The organism is Agrobacterium sp. AGB01, from assembly GCF_014851585.1.
Classification (GTDB): domain Bacteria; phylum Pseudomonadota; class Alphaproteobacteria; order Rhizobiales; family Rhizobiaceae; genus Agrobacterium.
In genome coordinates this window covers 19659-38833 of record NZ_JACVAB010000008.1, presented here as the reverse complement: position 1 = coordinate 38833, position 19175 = coordinate 19659, and the positions used below count along the sequence as shown (strand labels likewise).

Genomic DNA, 19175 nt, shown 5'->3' with positions numbered 1-19175 from the left:
AGTGAGGGGTTGTTTCGATAGCTCAACGTTATGATACCTCGGTTGCCGTGGTCGCCGACGGTACCCCAACCTCCCTCTTCCCTGTGCTTGTCACAGGGATCCAGCCGACGCGCGTCTGCGCGTCAAAAGACATCTTTCCAGCCCCAAGACTGGGGCTGACTGGATTTCTGTGACAAGCACAGAAATGAGGGGTGGGTGAAATGGCTGTTGGAGCCAGACAGTGAGCGTTGCGCAATTACAAAACCCCTCACCTGAAAAATCTATGACTTAGCGTTGCTAAGACCATGATTTTTCTTCCTCTCCCACAGGGGGAGAGGTAAGGGCGCCAGACGGCACGGCACCCGCCCATCTCTCCCCTTGTGGAAGAGAAAGCGATTTCAACATCTTGAAGCGCGCTAAGCCATAAGTGTTAGAAATCGCAAGTGAGGGGTCAGATCAGCGCGTGGTTTCCGTAGTCAAGCGCAGCCACCATCACCTCGGCAGTTTGAAGTCAGGCGCAACCAGACCACCAGATATCAGCAGCTTGGCGCCGTCTTCCGGGGTCATGTCCAACATGATGATCTTGTCCTTGGGCACGAACAGCAGGAAACCGGCTGTCGGTACCGGGGTTGGTGGCAAAAACACCGCGACCATTTCCTGACCCATTTCGTTAAAACGATAGGCAAGTTCACCCTTGGCATCGGACGACACGAATACCAGCGCCCAGGTGCCGGATGATGGAAACTCGATCATGCCGACCTTCTTGAACGAGCTGGAATGCTCCTTCAGCACGGATTCGAAAATCTGTTTCAGACTTTTATAGACCGGGCGGACCAACGGCATGCGATTGACGAGAGATTCGCTGAAACCGACAACCCATTTGCCAATCAGGTTGTTGCCGAGAAAGCCAATAATGGTAATGCCGACCATCGCAATCAGTAGGCCAAAGCCGGGAATGGCGATATCGAAATATTGCTCCGGGTCGTAACGTGCGGGAATATAGGGTTTGACCCAGCTATCTGCCCACTGCAGGAAAGACCAAACAATCCAGATGGTTATCGCAACAGGCGCAAGTATGATGACGCCCGTCAGGAAGTTGTTCCTGATACGTGAGGCAAGCGAAATTCTGAGGGGGTTATCGGCCATTACTCATTCATTTTGTGGCGGCAATCTGCGCCTGCAACTATGTGCCAGCATCGCCGTAAAAACCCGGATGATAATGCACAATGCCGGATGGCTTGCTGCCACGCAAGCTGAAGAACATGAAATATTCGTTAGGTATGCCCTTGGTGTTCAGCGACGCTGAATTTGTAAAGCCGAAGCGACCGTAATAGTCGGGATCACCGGCCACGACGCAACCTGCGGCCTGCATCCGCTCCAGCATATCCAGCCCCGCCTTTACCAAACGGCTGCCAATGCCCTGCCCCTGCCGTTCCGGCGTGACAGACAGTGGCCCGAGCCCGAACCATGTGCCCTCTGCATCCTCAATGGTGACATGCGAAAAGGCAATGTGGCCAACAATGCCTTCGCTGTCTTCCGCCACAAGAGAAATGGTCAGGGCGTCGTCCGCCCTTAACCGCTCGATAATGAGATGCTCGGTCTGATCGCTATGTTCCATGTCCCGAAACGCCGCTTGCGTTACTGCGGAGATTGCCTCAGCATCGGCAGGCTTTTCGGGACGGATGATCATTCCACGGTGACCGATTTTGCCAGGTTACGCGGCTGGTCCACATCCGTGCCCATGAATACGGCGGTGTGGTAGGCGAGCAGCTGGATTGGCAGCGAGAACACCATCGGCGTAGTGATTTCATCAACATTCGGCAGGATGATCGTTGCCATGGTCGGCAACTTGGAGGCTGCAGCACCCTTTTCATCGGTGATGAAAATGATCTTGCCGCCGCGGGCGGCTACTTCCTGCATGTTGGAAACGGTCTTTTCAAAGAACCGGTCAAACGGTGCAATGACGATGACAGGCATGTTCTCGTCGATCAGCGCAATCGGGCCATGTTTCAGCTCGCCAGCGGCATAACCTTCGGCGTGAATGTAGGAAATTTCCTTCAGCTTCAACGCACCTTCCAGCGCCAGCGGGAAGCTGGTGCCACGGCCGAGATAAAGCACATCCTTGAACCGTGAAAGGTCACGCGACAGCGCTTCGATCTGTGGCTGGATGCTGTTGAGAATGGAGCTCATCACGCGTGGCATCTCGATGAGATGTTTGACGATTTCCTTTTCCTGCTCCGGCGTAATGGTGCCGCGTGCCTTGCCCGCCGCAACGGCAAGCGAAGCCAGCACCGCCAGCTGGCAGGTAAACGCCTTGGTCGAGGCAACGCCGATTTCCGGACCGGCCAGGATCGGGAAGATCGCGTCGGATTCGCGCGCAATGGTCGATTCCTTGACGTTGACCACGGCGCCAATCTTCAGACCGGCATCCTTGCAATAACGTAGCGAGGCCAGCGTATCGGCCGTTTCACCGGACTGCGAAATGAACAGCGCCGCCTGTGTCGGCAACAATGGCATTTCGCGGTAACGGAACTCGGAGGCCACGTCGATTTCCACCGGCAGGCGCGCATAACGCTCAAACCAGTATTTGCCAACCAGACCGGACAAATACGCCGTGCCGCATGCGGAAATGGCCAGACCGGACACCTTGGAAAAATCAATCGCCGGATCGATCGGCTTGATGGCGCCGGCGGCAAAGTCCACATAGTGGCTCAGCGCATGCGAAATCACTTCCGGCTGTTCGTAGATTTCCTTTTCCATGAAGTGGCGGTGGTTGCCCTTGTCGACGACATAGGCGGTTGCCTGCGAAATCTGGCGGGCGCGGGTGACAGGCTTGCCGGTAAAATCGGTAATCTCGGCACCAGCATGGGTGACGACCGCACAGTCACCATCCACCAGGTAGCTGATTTCATTGGTGAACGGCGACAGCGCAATGGCGTCAGAGCCGAGGAACATTTCGCCCTTGCCGTAACCAACCGCAAGCGGCGGTCCAAAACGCGCAGCCAGCAGCGTGTCGGGATCATCCTGGAACATTACCACCAGCGCGTAAGCGCCGGTCACGCGGTTCAGCATAGCCAGCATGGCTTCGCGGTGGCCGAGGCCTTCGCGGGTAAACTTGGCCAGCAGCTGCGCCACAACTTCCGTATCGGTCTGGGTGGTAAACACAGCACCTTCGGCGGAAAGCTCATCACGCAGTTCGGAGAAGTTTTCAATAATGCCGTTGTGAACAACCGCCACGCCATCAATGAAATGCGGGTGGGCATTGGTTTCGTTCGGCACGCCGTGGGTTGCCCAGCGGGTGTGGGCAATGCCTGTCTTGCCCGGCAGAGGCTCGTCGGCTAGCCTTTTTTCAAGGTTGAAAAGTTTGCCCTCAGCGCGGCGACGGGCCATCACGCCATTATCAATGGTTGCGACACCGGCAGAATCATAACCACGATATTCAAGGCGTTTCAGCGCATCAACAAGACGCTCCGATACCGGCTGTGTTCCGACAATTCCGACAATTCCGCACATGCAATTCTCCATACGGCACTTCTATGGCCGCCAGTCCTAATCATTTCGCGGAAATCCGCAATTCCGTCGCCGGTCACTTTCGGTTTCGGCCGGTAACGAAGGTCAGCCTTTCTTACTCTTTTCAGCCTTAAGTGCCTTTGCCCGCTCACGAATTACCGTTGCGCGACCTTCCTTTATCTCCTGGCGCGCACGGCCCAACGCCAGCGCATCGGCAGGCACATCTGCGGTGATCACGCTGCCGGAAGCCACATAGGCACCATCGCCAACGCTGACCGGTGCGACCAGCGACGAGTTGGAGCCGATAAAGGCACCCTCGCCGATTCTGGTGATGTGTTTGTTGATGCCGTCATAGTTGCAGGTGATTGTACCGGCACCAATATTGCTGCCAGCGCCGACAAAGGCGTCGCCAATGTAAGTCAGATGGTTGACCTTGGCGCCAGCGCCGATCTCGGCCTTCTTGACCTCACAGAAATTGCCGACCTTGGCATCTGCGGCCAGATTGGCACCGGGGCGAAGCCGCGCATATGGACCAACCGTGGCACCGGCGCTGACATAGGCACCTTCCAGATGCGAAAAGGCGTGAATAACCGCGCCGCTTTCAATGGTCACGCCGGGTCCAATCACCACATTCGGCTCAATCAGCGCGTCCTGGCCAATCGCAGTGTCCCAAGACAGGAACACGGTTTCCGGCGCAATCATCGACACGCCCGAAATCATCAGCTCATTGCGGCGACGCTCCTGCCACAGACGCTCGACATAGGCCAGCTCCGCGCGGTTGTTGCAGCCGGTCAGTTCAGTTTCCGGCGCATCGATGGCAACGGTCTTGCCGCCCAGCGAGCGGGCAATTTCCACGATGTCGGTCAGGTAATATTCGCCCTTGGCATTGTTGTTGCCAATGCGGTTCAAAAGGTCCAGTGCCTTGGCACCCTTGATCGCCATCAGGCCGCTGTTGCACCAGGTAACCTTGCGCTCCTCGTCCGTGGCGTCCTTTTCCTCACGTATAGCAACCAGCTCACCATTTTCCACCAGCAGACGACCATAACCGGTCGGGTTGGCAGTGTGGAAACCGATGACCACAACATCAACATCCTGCGCCAGCTCTGCCCGCGCCGCATTCAGCGTCTCAGACGTCAACAGCGGTACATCGCCGTAAGCAATCAGAACGTCATCATATCCACGCTCGATTGCCGCCCTTGCTGCCAGCACGGCGTTGCCCGTGCCAAGGCGCTCTTTCTGGAGGTAGGATTCAACCTCGACATCCGGCCGTTCGGCAGCCTTGCTGACGTTTTCGGCATCGCGGCCAACCACGAGTGCTGCGGTACTGACGCCAGCACCTGCAATCGCCTGCATGACATGGGCAATCATCGGCCGGCCAGCAACGGGATGCAGAACCTTCGACATGGAGGATTTCATGCGCGTGCTTTCGCCCGCAGCCAGAATAACAGAAAGACAACTACGTTCCATAAAACCTCCATGCTGCAGCGACGGGCACGCCGTCCGGCAGGCATTTATCCAAGTACCATTCAGTTCGCGTATTTATACGTTTGCGTGATGAGTTACAGCGCACACTTTAAGAAATCCACGTTTGGCTTCTAAAAATGGCAGCAAAACGTGGATAATCCGCAAATATCAGGCGGTCGTGCGGGAATTCACAAAAGACATGATCTGGTTGCGACCATTCTCGATCAGCGTTTCCATCTGCTTGCGGGCACTCTCCGCATCATGGGCGCGCAGCGCCTCCACCAGCTGCAAATGGGTGCGGGAAACATCGGCAATCTCATTGCTGTCGGTTTCCGGGTTGCTCATTCGGAAAATCCCGATCAGCGACGCCTTGATCAGCGTGCCGACCGTGCGCATGAACGGATTGCCCGATACCTCGGCCAGCAGAATATGAAACTCCATATCGGCAATGGCGCGCTTTTCCTTGGAATAAGAAGGATCACCCATCGTGGTTGCCAGCATTTCCAGTCTGATAAGATCAGCATCAGACGCATGTGTTGCGGCAAGTGACGCCGCAAACGGCTCGAATGCCAACCGCATGTCGTAGAGGTGCAGCAGAAATTCAGTGTTGATGCCGGTCTCGAAGTGCCAGTGCAGCACATCGCTGTCGAACATATTCCACTTGTCGCGCGAAGTCACACGCGTGCCAATTCTTGCCTTTGGCGCGACCATGCCCTTGGCCGTCAGGGTTTTCATCGCCTCGCGCAAAATGGTGCGGGATACCTTGAACCGGCCGACAAGTTCAGCATCTCCGGGCAGAATCTCACCGGCTGAAAATTCGCCTGAAACAATGCCTTGCCCCAACTTGTGAACGACCTGCGCATGGCTGGTGCGCGGACGCGCCACCTTCATGACATTCTCGAGATTTTCTCGAACCAAAGACCAGACCCCATTATTATTATTGGACGTTTCGATTGCCGGATCGCCCGTGTGAGACACTTAATCTGTAACGATTCAGTTGGTTATCAAACCAAAGTCGTGTCGTAACACTGGTAATCAGCAACGCCAAGAAAACGCCATTTCAACAAATAAGATGCAAAACTAACAAAAATCACCAGCCGGTTGCAATCGGCAACTTGGCCGCACCCGCAGTCCAAAACTCAAACGGCGGCTCTTTCCGCCAAAAAGCCGCGCGGGGTAATCACGCGCGGCTTTTCTTAGTCACGACTGCGGCAGATTATTGCGGCAGCTTGTCGTCAACGCCAGCAACGTAGAAGTTCAGGCCGAGAAGTACGCCGTCTTCAGCCTTTTCGCCGTCCTTCAGCCACTCGGAACCGTCCTGCTTCTTGATCGGGCCGGTGAACGGATGCAGTTCGCCGGACTTGATCTTGGCTTCGGTTTCTTCCGCCATCTTCTTCACGTCGTCAGGCATGTTTGTGTAAGGCGCCATGGTCAGGATGCCGTCTTTCAGGCCGTCCCAAACCGATTCCGACTTCCACTTGCCGTCGAGCAGGTCCTGCGTGCGCTTGATGTAATAAGCACCCCAGGTGTCGACGATCGCGGTCAGCTGGGTCTCAGGGCCAGCCTTGATCATGTCGGAAGCCTGGCCGAATGCCTTGATGCCACGCTCGGTCGCAACCTGCATTGGAGCAGTCGTGTCGGTGTGCTGTGTCAGGATATCAACGCCCTGGTCGATAAGAGCCTTGGCAGCGTCGGCTTCCTTGCCTGGGTCGAACCAGGTGTTGGCCCAAACAACCTTGACCTTGAATTCTGGGTTCACGGACTGTGCGCCAAGAACGAAGGCGTCAATGCCCATCACAACTTCCGGGATCGGGAAGGAAGCGATGTAACCTGCAACACCCTTCTGCGACATTTTCGCAGCGATCTGGCCCTGAATGTAACGGCCTTCGTAGAAGCGCGAGTTGTAGGTCGCCAGGTTTTCAGCCGTCTTGAAGCCGGTCGCGTGTTCGAACTTCACCTTCGGGAACTTCTCGGCAACCTTGACGGTGGCGTCCATGAAGCCGAACGAGGTGGTGAAGATCATTTCGCAGCCAGAACGGGCCATGCGCTCGATTGCACGCTCGGCATCTGGACCTTCCGGAACGCTTTCAAGGAAAGGCGTTTCAATCTTGTCGCCAAAATGCTTTTGCAGTTCGAGACGACCAATGTCGTGCGCCTGTGTCCAGCCGCCATCGGTGCGGGAACCGACGTAGACGAAGCAGATCTTCTTTGGATCTTCGGCGCGAGCGGCCGAAGACAGGCCGCCGAGAACGGCTGCCGTTGCGGTGAGTGCGAGAATGAACTTCTTCATTTTTACCCCTGCTGTGGTTTGATTGCAGTTATTCCAAAACGCATTGTCTCTTCATCCAAGACATTGTTTTTCATCCAAGACAAGGCGTTTTAAGCTTCGAATGCTGTTACCGGTCCGGCACGAATGGCTTGCCAAGCGATGCCGGAGTATTGATGAGCGTCGTGCGGCGATTATAGGAAATGAGAACCAGCACGATGATTGTTGCCGCATAAGGCATGGCCGAAAGCAGCTGTGACGGAATGCCAAGGCCAAAGGCCTGCGCATGCAGCTGGCCAATGGTGACGGCGCCAAACAGGTAGCCACCGGCCAGCACCCGCCATGGTCGCCATGAGGCAAACACCACCAGCGCCAGTGCAATCCAGCCGCGACCGGCCGACATGTTTTCCACCCATTGCGGTGTGTAGACCAGCGACAGCTGCGCACCAGCCAGACCCGCACAGGCACCACCAAACATGATGGCCAGATAGCGGGTGGCAATAACATTGATACCAAGCGCATGCGCCGAGGCGTGGCTGTCGCCAATCGCCCGCAGCTTGAGGCCCGTACGGCTTTTGAACAGGAACCAGCTGATACCGACCACCAGCGCAATCGACATGTAGAAGATCAGGTCCTGGCGAAACAGCAGAGGCCCGATGAATGGAATGTCCGACAGGAGCGGAAAGACGATCGGCTGCAATTTAACGCCCGGCAGGCCGACGAAACTTTCACCCAGCATGCCGGAAAGGCCAAGGCCGAGAATGGTCAATGCGAGACCCGTTGCCACCTGATTGGTGACTAAAGTCAGCGTCAGGAAACCGAACAACAGTGAAAACACCGTGCCGCCGGCAATACCGGCGATAATGCCAAGATAGGGAGAGCCGGACATGTGGGCGGCAGCAAAGGCGCAGACCGCACCCATGATCATCATGCCTTCCACGCCAAGGTTCAGCACACCCGAACGTTCCGCAACCAGTTCACCCAGGGAGGCAATCACCAGCGGTGTTGCCGCGGTAATGACCGTGAGAAGTATAGCCTGTGCCATATCCATTAGACGGCTCCCTCACTGGATACAGCCCGATTAAATCTGATGCGGATCCTGTAGAGAATGAGTGTGTCGCAGGACAACACGAAAAACAGCATCAGCCCCTGGAAAACGCGGGTAACCTTGTCGGAAACACCGATAGAAAGCTGTGCTGCTTCACCACCGAGATAGGTCAGCGCCAGGACCAGACCCGAAGCAATAATGCCAAGCGGGTTGAGGCGCCCAAGGAAGGCAACGATGATAGCGGTAAAACCGTAACCGGGCGAAATGGCCGGCTGCAAATGACCAATCGAACCCGACACTTCCGAAATACCGGCAAGACCCGCCAGTGCGCCAGACAGAAGCAGCGAGAACCACACTGTGCCGGACGTCGAGAAACCTGCAAAGCGGCCTGCCCGTGCCGACTGGCCAAGCACGCCAATCTGGAAGCCTTTCAGCATGTAGCGCATCATGAACCACAGCGCGACGGCGGCCACGATTGCGAAGACGAAACCCCAATGCGCACGGCCGGATGACAGCATTTCCGGCAGAACGGCATCACTTGAAAACGGCTGTGTCTGCGGGAAGTTATAGCCCTTCGGATCGCGCCAGATACCGCGCACCAGCCAGTCCAGAAACAGCTGGGCAATATAGACCAGCATCAGGCTGGTCAGGATTTCATTGGTGTTGAAGCGGGTCTTCAGCAGGGCCGGAATGGAGGCGTAAAGCGCGCCACCAATAAAACCCATGATCATCATTAGCGGCAGCACCAGCGGCGAATGCCATTCAGGATAGAGCACCGGTATAATGGAGCCGGCGATCGCGCCGATGGTGAACTGACCTTCCGCACCGATATTCCAGTTATTGGAGCGATAACAGATCGATAGTCCAACGGCGATCAGGATCAGCGGCCCGGCCTTGATAACCAGTTCATGCAGCGACCACACTTCAAGCAGCGGCTCTACAAAAAAGCTGTAGAGCGCATTGAACGGGTCCTTGCCCAGCATCGCAAACATGATGGCGCCGAAAACCAGTGTCAGCACCAGCGCCAGCAAGGGCGAAAAAATCGCGAAAAATGCGGAAACGCCGCTGCGCCTTTCAAGCTCAATGCGCATGGGCGACAGCCTCCGGTTTGCTTTCCTGCAGACCACCCATCAGCAATCCGATCTTCTCACGCGTCATGTCTTCCCGTGCATAGGCATCCGACAGACGACCATCGGAAATGACCGCGATGTTGGTTGCCACTTCAAAGATTTCGTCGAGATCCTGGCTGATGACAACAAGCGCAGAACCGCTTTTGGCGAGATCGACCAGCGCCTGACGAATACGGCTGGCTGCACCTGCATCCACACCCCAGGTCGGCTGGTTCACCACCAGCAGCGATGGCTGGCGGTCCAGTTCACGTCCCACGATGAATTTCTGCAAGTTGCCGCCAGACAGCGAACCGGCTGCCGGGTCTTCCGCACTTTTACGCACATCCATGGTGTCACAGATACGCTTGGTTGCCTGTTTGATGGCCGAATAACGGATGACGTTGAACAGGCCACCACCGAGGAAACTCTTGGCGTCGGAACGATGGCGGGCCAGCAGCAGGTTTTCAGACAGGCTGAGTGCAGTGACCGCCGCATGGCCGTGGCGTTCTTCCGGCACGAAACCAGCCCCCAAAAGGCGCCGCCCATTAATGCCGGTGCGGCCAACCGCCTTGCCCCTGATAAGGATCGCCTGATCATTTGCAACGGGATATTCACCCGAGAGCGCATCGAACAGCTCGCCCTGCCCGTTGCCAGCAATACCGGCAATGGCCAAAATCTCGCCGGCGCGGACCTTCATGGTGACGGATTTGAGCGATACGGCAAAAGGTGTGCGGGCCGGTACCGAAAGTGCAGTGACTTCCAGCTGGTTGTCGCCCAGCGTGCAATAAGCGTCACGCTCAATGCCCGCCACGTCATTGCCCACCATCATGCGGGCAAGCGAGGCCGGTGTTTCCTGCCTTGGATCGCAGCTGCCGGTGACCTTGCCGTGCCGCAGCACCGTGGCGCGATCACAGATGCGCTGCACTTCTTCCAGGCGGTGGCTGATATAAAGAACGGAACGGCCTTCGGCCTTCAGTTTCGCAAGGGTTTCAAACAGCCGGTCGGCTTCCTGCGGCGTTAAAACCGAGGTTGGCTCGTCGAGAATGATCAGTTCAGGGTTTTGCAGCAATGCGCGGACAATTTCGATGCGCTGGCGCTCACCCACCGAAAGGTCGGCAACATGGGCATTGGGGTCGAGCGGCAGGCCGTAAGCGTTGGAAAGCTCTTCCGCCTTGCGGGCAATTTCCTTGATCGAGATGCCAGGATCGAGAGATAGCGCAATGTTTTCCGCAACGGTCAGCGCTTCAAACAGCGAAAAATGCTGGAATACCATGCCGATGCCGGTTTTGCGCGCCACACCGGGCGAGCTGATGCGAACCGGTTTCCCGTGCCAGAGAATGTCGCCGCTTGTCGGTTCCAGCACCCCGAACAGCATTTTGACGAGCGTGGATTTTCCCGCGCCATTTTCACCCAGAAGGGCATGAATTTCGCCGCGCTGAACAGTCAGGTCAATTTCGTTGCATGCTGCGAAATTGCCGAAATATTTGGAAAGCTGAGAAACAGCTAAGAGTGGCGCATTCTGCTGCGCGGTCGATTGCGTCACCATTCCCCTCTTTCGCCTGCCTTCTACGAGGCTTTGACAAAACAAACTCTATGCTTTTCTACGACGTTTCAGCACTTACTCAATATGTTTTTTGACTTATTGATAAAGACTTTGCTGCCATGCACAACAGAATTTCATTATTAAGCCTAATGTGCAGCGGCAGGCCGCCTTATTTGGTGCCAAGCGACGGGAAAAGCTGCAATATTCCACCGATGCAGTAGAGGTAGATGCCGGAAACGACAACGCCGGTGCTGACCCAGACCGGTGTATCGAAGTGCAGAAGCAGCGCATAACCGCCAAGCGCGCACCACAGCATAAAAATTGCCATATTGAGGCCGCGCAGACGCTTAACGCGCACCGGGTGCAGAAAATTGATCGGCAGGAAGGTCAAGACAACGGACACGGTGACAACGGCCATGGCCGCAACCGCACTGGCATCGATGACGAACAGCGTGAACACCACCATGTTCCACACCACGGGAAAACCGGAGAAGAAATATTCATCGGTCTTCATGCCCATGTCGGCATAATAAATGGCACTGGACACCACGATCATGCCCGCAGCAACAAACGACCAGGGTTCACCGATCATGCCGCTCTGGTACAGCGCAAATGCTGGCAACAGCACGTAGGTGACATAGTCGATAATATTGTCCAGCGTGTCGCCCGACCAGTTGGGCAGAACCTCTTTCACCCGCACCTTGCGGGCAATCGGCCCGTCAATTCCATCCACCGCCAGCGCAAGACCCAGCCACCAGAACATATCGACAAAACGATGTTCGGCGGCAGCAACCACGCCCAGAAAGGCCAGAAAAGAACCGGAAGCTGTGAGTATATGAACTGAAAAGGCCCGGATTTCCGCATAGGGCACGCGCTTGTATTTGAATATTTTCATCACTGCGGGTGCGCCTCGTTTTTCAATCTTCAGTCCACGTCCGGTATGCGACCATTCAACACGCAATGCAACCGTCGAAAATGTATTATCCTAAGGCATCTTACAGCATGTTACAGGAACAGAAGCATAAGACAAACAGCGGTTGCAGTGGATTTCAAACGGCAATGTCTTTATGCTTGACGCGCAGATAAACGGATAATGACCATGACGGATTACGATATTTCAGTTGTTGGCGCTGGCCTTGCCGGACAAATCGCAGCCATTGCGCTGGCGCGTTCTGGCCGCCACGTCGCACTCATTGCGCCAAACACCGCCCGCAACGATCAGCGCACCACCGCGCTGATGGACCAGTCCATCCGTTTTCTGGATCGTTTGGGCCTGTGGAAAAATATCGAACCGTCCTCGGCCGCCCTGTCCATCATGCAGATTATCGATGGCACGGACCGGTTGCTGCGCGCACCAACCGTGCAGTTCCGCTCCTCCGAAATCAACCTGCCGGCCTTTGGCTGGAACATTCCCAACAAGCCGCTCAATGACGCGCTGGAACAGGCCATTGCGATTGAACCCAACATCACCGTCATTGAAGCTGTTGCCGACACAATAGAGTTGACACCGGAACAGGTGGAAATCTCGCTGGACAACGGTGAAACCGTGACTTCCGCGTTTGTGATTGGCGCCGATGGCCGCAAATCCAAGGTGCGTGATGCCGCAGGCATCGGCGTGCGCAGCTGGGGTTACCCGCAGACCGCGCTGGTCATGAACTTCGCCCACACCCTGCCGCACGGCAATGTCTCTACCGAGTTTCACACCCCAACCGGCCCGTTCACGCAGGTGCCGTTGCCAGGAAACCGCTCCAGCCTCGTCTGGGTGGTCAAACCGGAACAGGCAGCCGAGATGCTGGCACTGTCGACAGAAGAATTGAGCGCCCGTGTCGAACAGCGCATGCAATCCATGCTCGGCAAGGTTACGGTGGAAGACGGCGTGCAGAGCTGGCCACTGTCCAGCATGACGGCCGACCGTTTTGGCAAAGGGCGCGTGGCACTGGTTGGCGAAGCCGGCCATGCCTTCCCGCCAATTGGTGCGCAGGGCCTGAACCTCAGCCTGCGCGATATCATGACCTTGACCGATCTTCTCGGCGCCTCTACCGACAAGCCGATTGCCGGCGATGCCGGTAACGCCTTTGAGCGCCGCCGCAAGGTGGATGTGATGAGCCGCACCTGGAGCGTTGACCTGCTCAACCGCTCGCTACTGTCGTCTTTCCTGCCGGTGCAGATGTTGCGCGCCGCCGGTCTGCACCTGCTGTCTGGCCTGTCGCCACTGCGCAGCACCATCATGCGCGAAGGTATTGAACCCGGCCGTGGGTTAAAAGCCATTCCGTCATTGCTGTGGGCCGGATTGAGGCGCTGAGGTTACCCTAACCTCCCTCATTCCTCTCCTCGGGCTTGACCTTGATGTCACAGGCATCCAACACCCACTCTGCCGTCATCCTCGCCCTTGTGGCGAGGATCTAAGCCGGTGCCAAATATTCAACATGGATAGGTTCTCGGGAAAAGCCAGAGATCGACGACGGGATGAAAAGCAGCGCGAGGCTCAACCCGCAAGCTGCCGCACGATATAAAGTACCGCCGTCAGCGTCACGACCGACAGCACTGTGCTGATCAGGATCGAGGCGGACGCCCTCTCCTGCCACACCTGATATTGCTGGCCGATGACGAAAACATTGGTCGCCGTCGGCAAGGCTGCAAGCAGCACGGCGGAATAGATCCAGATCGGGTCGAATGTGCCGAACGAGGTCAGGAACAGATAGGCCACCAGCGGGTGCAGAATAAGTTTTGCCGGCACGATATAAGCCATTTCCACCGACAGACGTTTGATCGGCCAAAGCGCCAGTGTAACACCCATGGCAAACAGCGCACAGGGTGCGGCCGTCTGCGCCAGATAATCGATCAATCGCTGGAAGGCCAAAGGTGGCTCCCATGAGGTTCCGGCGGCCAGAAACCCGGCAATGACAGCCAGAATGAACGGATGGGTCAGCACCTTTTTCAGGATGTCAGCAGCCAGCTTCAACGGTGAACGTTTGTCTCCTCCAGCAATCGCCATCATCGCCGGTGCCACAATAAAATGCGTGGCATTTTCCAGACAGACGATCAGCGCCACCGGCACGGCCGCCGTCTCGCCAAACACCAGCAGCGAAAGCCCCGGCCCCATGTAACCGATATTGCCGTAACTGCCGGCAAAACTTTGGATGGTGGTCTCGGCAATGCTATTTTTGCGAATGAACACACCAATGACGAACAGCAGCGCAAAAATAGAATAGGTGGCGAGCAGGCTGGTGCCGACAAAATCCATCCGCGCCAACTGCTCCATCGGTGTTTTGGAAATCAGCTTGAAGAATAGCGCTGGCAGGGCCGCGTAAATGATGAACACGTTTAGCCAGCCCATGGCTTCTGCCGGTTGGCGGATCAACTTCGCGGCGACATAGCCAATGAGAATCATGCCGAAAAACGGCAGCAACAGACTGATAATGTCAGACATAATACCCTACCCGTCGATTGGGAGATGGATCGACGGGGCGACGCTTAGCCTATTTGCATCAGGATTGGGAAGGTTTCCTGGAACCAGATTGCCATGTTGGTGATAAAGCCGGTCATGAAAGCAATACCAGTCAGGATCAGGAATACACCCATGATCTTCTCGATCAGGCCCAGATGGCGGCGGAAACGCACCATGAAGCGCATGAAAGAGCCGGAGAAGCTTGCGGCAATCCAGAACGGTACGGCAAGACCCAGCGAATAGATCGCCAGCAGAATGGCACCATCACCCACCGTATCACGCATGGAAGCAACACCGAGGATCGCGCCAAGAACCGGGCCAATGCAGGGTGTCCAGCCAAAAGCAAAGGCAAGGCCCATGACATAGGCGCCGGACAGCGTCGCCGGTTTGCCGCCGCCCTGAAAACGCGCCTCACGCGACAGAATACCGATGCGGAATACGCCGAGGAAGTTCAGGCCCATGATGATGATGATCAGGCCGCCGATCTTTGCCAGAATATCGAGGTTCTGGCGCAGCAACATTCCAATGCTGGAGGCTGCTGCACCAAGGCCGATAAACACGGTGGAAAAACCAAGCGTGAAGAAAAGCGCCGATAGCAGCACCGCCCATTTGACACGCGGCTCTGCCTGAACATTCTCCGACTTGAACTGCTCAACCGACACGCCCGCCATGTAACACAGGTACGGCGGAACCAGCGGCAATACACAGGGCGAGAGAAAAGACAGAGCACCGGCAAACAATGCACTGAACAGGGAAATTTCGGCGATGGACACGTGTAACTCCGTATTTTTCAAGGAGTTTTAATCTTTGCACCACTGCTTCGCCAATCACCTTTTAGGGGGTGAGACAAAAAAACGCGGAATAGTGAAATAAAGTTGTTTTTGAGGGTTGACCCGAACCGAGGCCGTAAATATGTTCCGCCCACTTCCGCAGGGCAGACGAACTGCAAGGGAGAGCATAGCTCAGCCGGTAGAGCAACTGACTTTTAATCAGTAGGTCCAGGGTTCGAATCCCTGTGCTCTCACCACTTCTCTCAACGAAGTGGTTGATATCAAATCAAGTCTATAAAACACAACAATCCCCACATACCGCGCAATAAGCCTTTTCGGCTTTACAGGCCCTACCCGCCTTGGGTCACCATCGCGATCTGAGACGTTCCACTAAAGCGCAATCATGGCAAACGAATCACCCGCAAAGCGCTGCTATGATTCTGCTCGACGATTCGCATTTGCATCGGTGATTCCCATTCGGCGATTGGAAATGGATCATGTACGGAGCAGACGCCGTCCTTGCGCTTCAAAATTATAGATGTAAACGACGGCTAACGGCTCGCTTCAACAAAGCCCCGAATAGCAACAAAGCGAGGCAAAATATCAAACAACTCTAGGGTTGTCGTATTCGCTTGCTGATTGCAAATCCACAAACTACTAAACCTGAAAATCACGATTTGATTCGATGACAAACGCTTGGGTATTTTCAGGGGCATTTGAGATGAAATTCCGTTTTCCAGTCGTTGTTGGTGCATTGGCGCTTTTGCTTCAGGCCTGCACGACCGTCCATTCCGATACCGTTTATGTGACGATCAAGACGGATGCGCGGGGTAATATTTCGTCGACGCAACTCAGCAGTGTCACCGGGGATCGTAAGAAAGATAGTATGGCGCTTCATCTGGCGCTGCTGGCATTTTATCACAAGGTACCGAACCCCAGAGCCAATCAGACATACCGCCAGCCAGTCAAGTTTGATTACATCAAATCGAACGAAGCGAAGGCAGCCGCCGCCGCGGCGGCCAAGACAACGAAGACTACCCAGACCACGAGATAAGCTGACCGCCGAAGGGTTACCGTTCCGCAGAAATGGCGCAGCTGGCGACCGGCTTCTATCCAGAAATCAGGTCGCCCTTCTGCCAGCCTTTGACACCCCAATTGCGGATGCGCATGCGGCGAGCGAAGAAGCCGACCAGAAAAGGTGTCAACGCGAAACTGGCAACGACGACGGCGGGGATCAGGTATTTGGCGTGTTCCGCCAATGCCGGAACAGACAGCGTGGTGACAATACCGACACCAAAAAGCATCGCATTGACCATCAATCCGCACATGATCTTCAGCCACGTATCAGTACTTATTCGGTCGGTGGAAATTGCGTGTTTAGAAAACATGTCTTCCTCCCTTGCTATATCAGTAAAAGCAAATGGAGGTGTTTGGTTCCGAGAAATGGCGGATGGAGCGTACCGCCCCACCCGCCATCTGATACCTATGGCATGATCATCAACCGGATGCCGTAGGCCACCACCGTCAGCGCCAGCACGCTGGCCAGCCATATCGCGGCAAACCAAAGCAGGCGCTTGGGTAATCTTTCTTGAGGTGCTGGGTCAGCCATTAGTGATAGCCCTCTTCCGGATCGATCTTGCCGCGAAATACCCAATAAGCATAACCGGTATAGGCAAGAATCGTGGGAATGAGCACCAGCGCGCCAACCAGCAGGAAGGCAAGCGAACTTTCAGGTGCCGCCGCTTCCCAGATCGTCAGCGAGCCTGGCACGATATAGGGGTAAAAGCTGATGCCGATGCCGACAAAACTGAGGACAAACAGTCCCAGTGCCGCCAGAAACGGTTGCAGGTGTTTATCGTGCGTCAGGCCATGCCACAGCGCCAATGCGCAGATGGCAACCAGCAATGGCACCAATGCCGAGAAAAACGCCGTTGGCCAACCGAACCAGCGATCGAAATAGACCCGGTCGATAAACGGTGTCCACAGGCTGACAGTGCCGATCAAAAGCAGCGTACCGACACCCGCGACCATGGAGAGTTTGCGGCACCGGGCCTGCAAATCACCCGTGGTTTTCAGGTTGAGCCACGTGGCGCCCAACAATGCATAACCCACGACAACCGCCAGACCGGTAACGACGCTGAATGGTGTCAGCCAGTCCCACCAGCCACCGGCATAGGCGCGGTCCACAACCTTGATACCCTGCACAAGCGCGCCAAGCGCCACGCCCTGCATGAAGGCCGCAACAGTAGAGCCGACAAAGAAACCGCCATCCCACCAGATGCTGCCGCGTTTGGTGCGCCAACGAAATTCAAACGCCACACCGCGAAAGATCAGCCCGAGCAGCATCAGAATGATCGGCATATAGAGGGCCGGCAACACAGTGGCATAGGCCAGCGGAAACACCGCCATCAGGCCACCGCCACCCAACACCAGCCAGGTTTCGTTACCGTCCCAAACAGGCGCAATGGAATTGGTCATTACGTCTCGGTCATGCCGGTTGGGAAACATCGGAAATAGAATACCGATGCCGAGGTCAAACCCATCGAGAATGACATAAGCGAGAACGGCAAAGGCGATCAGCGCCGCCCAGATAAACGCAAGATCAAACATCATGGCGGCCTCCCGCATTAAGTTCATGAGCAATGGCCGGGGTAATTCCCGTTGCTCGTGATGGGGCGTGGTCCAGCTCATGGTCTTCATCCAGTACCGGCGTGCGGTACATCAGCCGCAGCAGGTAAAAGACCCCTGCCCCGAACACGATGAAATAGACCACGATAAAGGCCATCAGCGACGCACCGACAGCGGGCGCATCGACCGGCGACAGGCTCTCAGATGTGCGCAACAGCCCGTAAACCGTATAGGGCTGACGGCCGACTTCGGTGGTAAACCAGCCTGCCAGCACGGCAATGAAACCCGATGGCCCCATGCAGATGGCGGCACGGTGCAACAACCGGCTTTCGTAAAGACAGCCTCGCCACCTGGCCCATAGCGACCAAAGGCCAACACCCAGCATCAACATGCCAAGCCCAACCATCACCCGGAAGGCCATGAAGGGAATAAGCGCCGGTGGCCGGTCCTCGGGAGCCCACTCTTTCAGGCCCTTGATTTCGCCATTGAGATCATGGGTGAGGATCAACGAGCCGAGCTTTGGAATTTCGACTGCATATCGGGTGGCTTCGGCCTTATCATCGGGAATGCCGAACAGAATGAGCGGCGCGCCCTTATGGCTTTCATAATGGCCTTCCATGGCGGCAATCTTTGCCGGCTGATGCTCCAGTGTGTTGATGCCATGCAGGTCACCAACGAAAATCTGCACCGGCGTTACCAGTGCCGCCATCCACATGGCCATGGAAAACATCACCCGCGCCTGTTTATTCGTGCGGTCTCGCAACAGATGGAACGCCCCCACTGCGCCAACGCCGAAAGCCGTCGTCAGGAACGCGGCAAGCACCGTATGTGTCAGTCGGTACGGGAAGGATGGGTTGAAAATGATCTTCCACCAGTCCTGCGGCAGAAATTGGCCGTTTTCGCCAATGATGTGGCCCTGCGGCGTATGCATCCAGCTATTGGCAGACAGGATCCAGGTGGCGGAAATCAAGGTGCCCACGGCCACCATGGCGACGGCGAACATGTGCAGACGATCACCGACACGTTTGCGCCCGAACAGCGCAATGCCCAGAAAACCCGCCTCCAGGAAAAAGGCGGTCAGCACCTCATATCCCATCAATGGGCCAATGACCGGACCAGCCTTGTCGGAAAACACCGCCCAATTGGTGCCGAACTGGTAGCTCATGACGATGCCGGACACCACGCCCATGCCGAAGGTAATGGCAAAGATCGGTTTCCAGTATTCGAACAGCTTGAGATAAACGGGATCGCGCTTCCACAGCCACAACGCATTGAGAACAGCAAGATAACTCGCCGTGCCAATGGAAAACGCCGGAAACAGAAAGTGGAACGACACAGTAAAGGCAAACTGTATTCGTGCCAGAATCTCGGCGCTGAAACCTTCAAACACTTTGATCTCCATCAATGAGT

Annotated in this window: 18 protein-coding genes and 1 tRNA gene; 3 read left to right on the top strand and 16 right to left on the bottom strand. The window is 56.0% G+C overall.

Annotated elements, in window-relative coordinates; translation table 11 throughout:
* Positions 1-471 precede the first annotated feature (471 nt).
* From IB237_RS22475 to pcsA, 10 genes are all read right to left on the bottom strand, one after another.
* A complete protein-coding gene (locus tag IB237_RS22475; protein WP_192490967.1) occupies positions 472-1125 on the bottom strand; it encodes a DUF502 domain-containing protein in 654 nt (217 codons plus the stop codon).
* Between the two features lie 37 nt (positions 1126-1162).
* Complete coding sequence (locus IB237_RS22470) at positions 1163-1669, bottom strand: GNAT family N-acetyltransferase (RefSeq protein WP_192490966.1); 507 nt, start codon at positions 1667-1669, stop codon at positions 1163-1165.
* Positions 1666-3492 carry a glutamine--fructose-6-phosphate transaminase (isomerizing) gene (gene glmS / locus IB237_RS22465; protein ID WP_192490965.1) on the bottom strand — a complete coding sequence of 609 codons (1827 nt, stop codon included), beginning with the start codon at positions 3490-3492 and terminating at the stop codon, positions 1666-1668. Before glmS ends, IB237_RS22470 begins: the two co-directional genes overlap by 4 nt.
* A gap of 102 nt (positions 3493-3594) precedes the next feature.
* Positions 3595-4956 (bottom strand): bifunctional UDP-N-acetylglucosamine diphosphorylase/glucosamine-1-phosphate N-acetyltransferase GlmU, encoded by a 1362-nt coding sequence (glmU, locus tag IB237_RS22460; RefSeq protein ID WP_192490964.1) that lies wholly within the window; start codon positions 4954-4956, stop codon positions 3595-3597.
* A gap of 165 nt (positions 4957-5121) precedes the next feature.
* Positions 5122-5844 (bottom strand): FadR/GntR family transcriptional regulator, encoded by a 723-nt coding sequence (locus IB237_RS22455; RefSeq protein ID WP_192490963.1) that lies wholly within the window; start codon positions 5842-5844, stop codon positions 5122-5124.
* A 325-nt stretch (positions 5845-6169) separates the two neighbouring features.
* Positions 6170-7243, bottom strand: a complete 1074-nt coding sequence (locus tag IB237_RS22450; RefSeq protein ID WP_192490962.1) for a BMP family ABC transporter substrate-binding protein — start codon at positions 7241-7243, stop codon at positions 6170-6172.
* 106 nt (positions 7244-7349) lie between these two features.
* Entirely contained in the window at positions 7350-8270 is a 921-nt protein-coding gene (locus tag IB237_RS22445) for an ABC transporter permease (protein WP_192490961.1), read from the bottom strand.
* Positions 8270-9358 (bottom strand): ABC transporter permease, encoded by a 1089-nt coding sequence (locus tag IB237_RS22440; RefSeq protein ID WP_192490960.1) that lies wholly within the window; start codon positions 9356-9358, stop codon positions 8270-8272. The genes IB237_RS22445 and IB237_RS22440 overlap by 1 nt, the downstream gene beginning before the upstream one ends.
* Positions 9348-10922: an ABC transporter ATP-binding protein gene (locus IB237_RS22435; RefSeq protein WP_192490959.1), complete on the bottom strand. Its 1575-nt coding sequence runs from the start codon at positions 10920-10922 to the stop codon at positions 9348-9350. The genes IB237_RS22440 and IB237_RS22435 overlap by 11 nt, the downstream gene beginning before the upstream one ends.
* Before the next feature lie 166 nt (positions 10923-11088).
* Complete coding sequence (pcsA, locus tag IB237_RS22430) at positions 11089-11814, bottom strand: phosphatidylcholine synthase (protein WP_192490958.1); 726 nt, start codon at positions 11812-11814, stop codon at positions 11089-11091.
* A 204-nt stretch (positions 11815-12018) separates the two neighbouring features.
* Between pcsA and IB237_RS22425 the strand changes: the two genes are divergently transcribed.
* Complete coding sequence (locus IB237_RS22425) at positions 12019-13221, top strand: UbiH/UbiF family hydroxylase (RefSeq protein ID WP_192490957.1); 1203 nt, start codon at positions 12019-12021, stop codon at positions 13219-13221.
* 183 nt (positions 13222-13404) lie between these two features.
* On the opposite strand, the gene IB237_RS22420 is transcribed toward IB237_RS22425, so the two are convergent.
* Both IB237_RS22420 and IB237_RS22415 read right to left on the bottom strand, forming a co-directional pair.
* Positions 13405-14349 (bottom strand): AEC family transporter, encoded by a 945-nt coding sequence (locus IB237_RS22420; RefSeq protein ID WP_192490956.1) that lies wholly within the window; start codon positions 14347-14349, stop codon positions 13405-13407.
* A gap of 44 nt (positions 14350-14393) precedes the next feature.
* Complete coding sequence (locus IB237_RS22415) at positions 14394-15140, bottom strand: cytochrome c biogenesis CcdA family protein (RefSeq protein ID WP_192490955.1); 747 nt, start codon at positions 15138-15140, stop codon at positions 14394-14396.
* 178 nt (positions 15141-15318) lie between these two features.
* Between IB237_RS22415 and IB237_RS22410 the strand changes: the two genes are divergently transcribed.
* Positions 15319-15394 (top strand) — tRNA-Lys (locus IB237_RS22410).
* Between the two features lie 464 nt (positions 15395-15858).
* Positions 15859-16191 (top strand): hypothetical protein, encoded by a 333-nt coding sequence (locus IB237_RS22405; RefSeq protein WP_192490954.1) that lies wholly within the window; start codon positions 15859-15861, stop codon positions 16189-16191.
* A gap of 55 nt (positions 16192-16246) precedes the next feature.
* Here IB237_RS22405 and IB237_RS22400 read toward each other — a convergent pair whose 3' ends face one another.
* From IB237_RS22400 to IB237_RS22385, 4 genes are all read right to left on the bottom strand, one after another.
* On the bottom strand, positions 16247-16525 hold the full coding sequence (locus IB237_RS22400) for a hypothetical protein (RefSeq protein WP_246788214.1): 279 nt from the start codon (positions 16523-16525) through the stop codon (positions 16247-16249).
* Positions 16526-16620: 95 nt separating this feature from the next.
* Positions 16621-16746 (bottom strand): DUF2474 family protein, encoded by a 126-nt coding sequence (locus tag IB237_RS22395; RefSeq protein WP_192490953.1) that lies wholly within the window; start codon positions 16744-16746, stop codon positions 16621-16623.
* Positions 16746-17750: a cytochrome d ubiquinol oxidase subunit II gene (gene cydB, locus IB237_RS22390; protein ID WP_192490952.1), complete on the bottom strand. Its 1005-nt coding sequence runs from the start codon at positions 17748-17750 to the stop codon at positions 16746-16748. Before cydB ends, IB237_RS22395 begins: the two co-directional genes overlap by 1 nt.
* Positions 17740-19155 carry a cytochrome ubiquinol oxidase subunit I gene (locus IB237_RS22385; RefSeq protein ID WP_371815384.1) on the bottom strand — a complete coding sequence of 472 codons (1416 nt, stop codon included), beginning with the start codon at positions 19153-19155 and terminating at the stop codon, positions 17740-17742. The genes cydB and IB237_RS22385 overlap by 11 nt, the downstream gene beginning before the upstream one ends.
* Positions 19156-19175 lie beyond the last annotated feature (20 nt).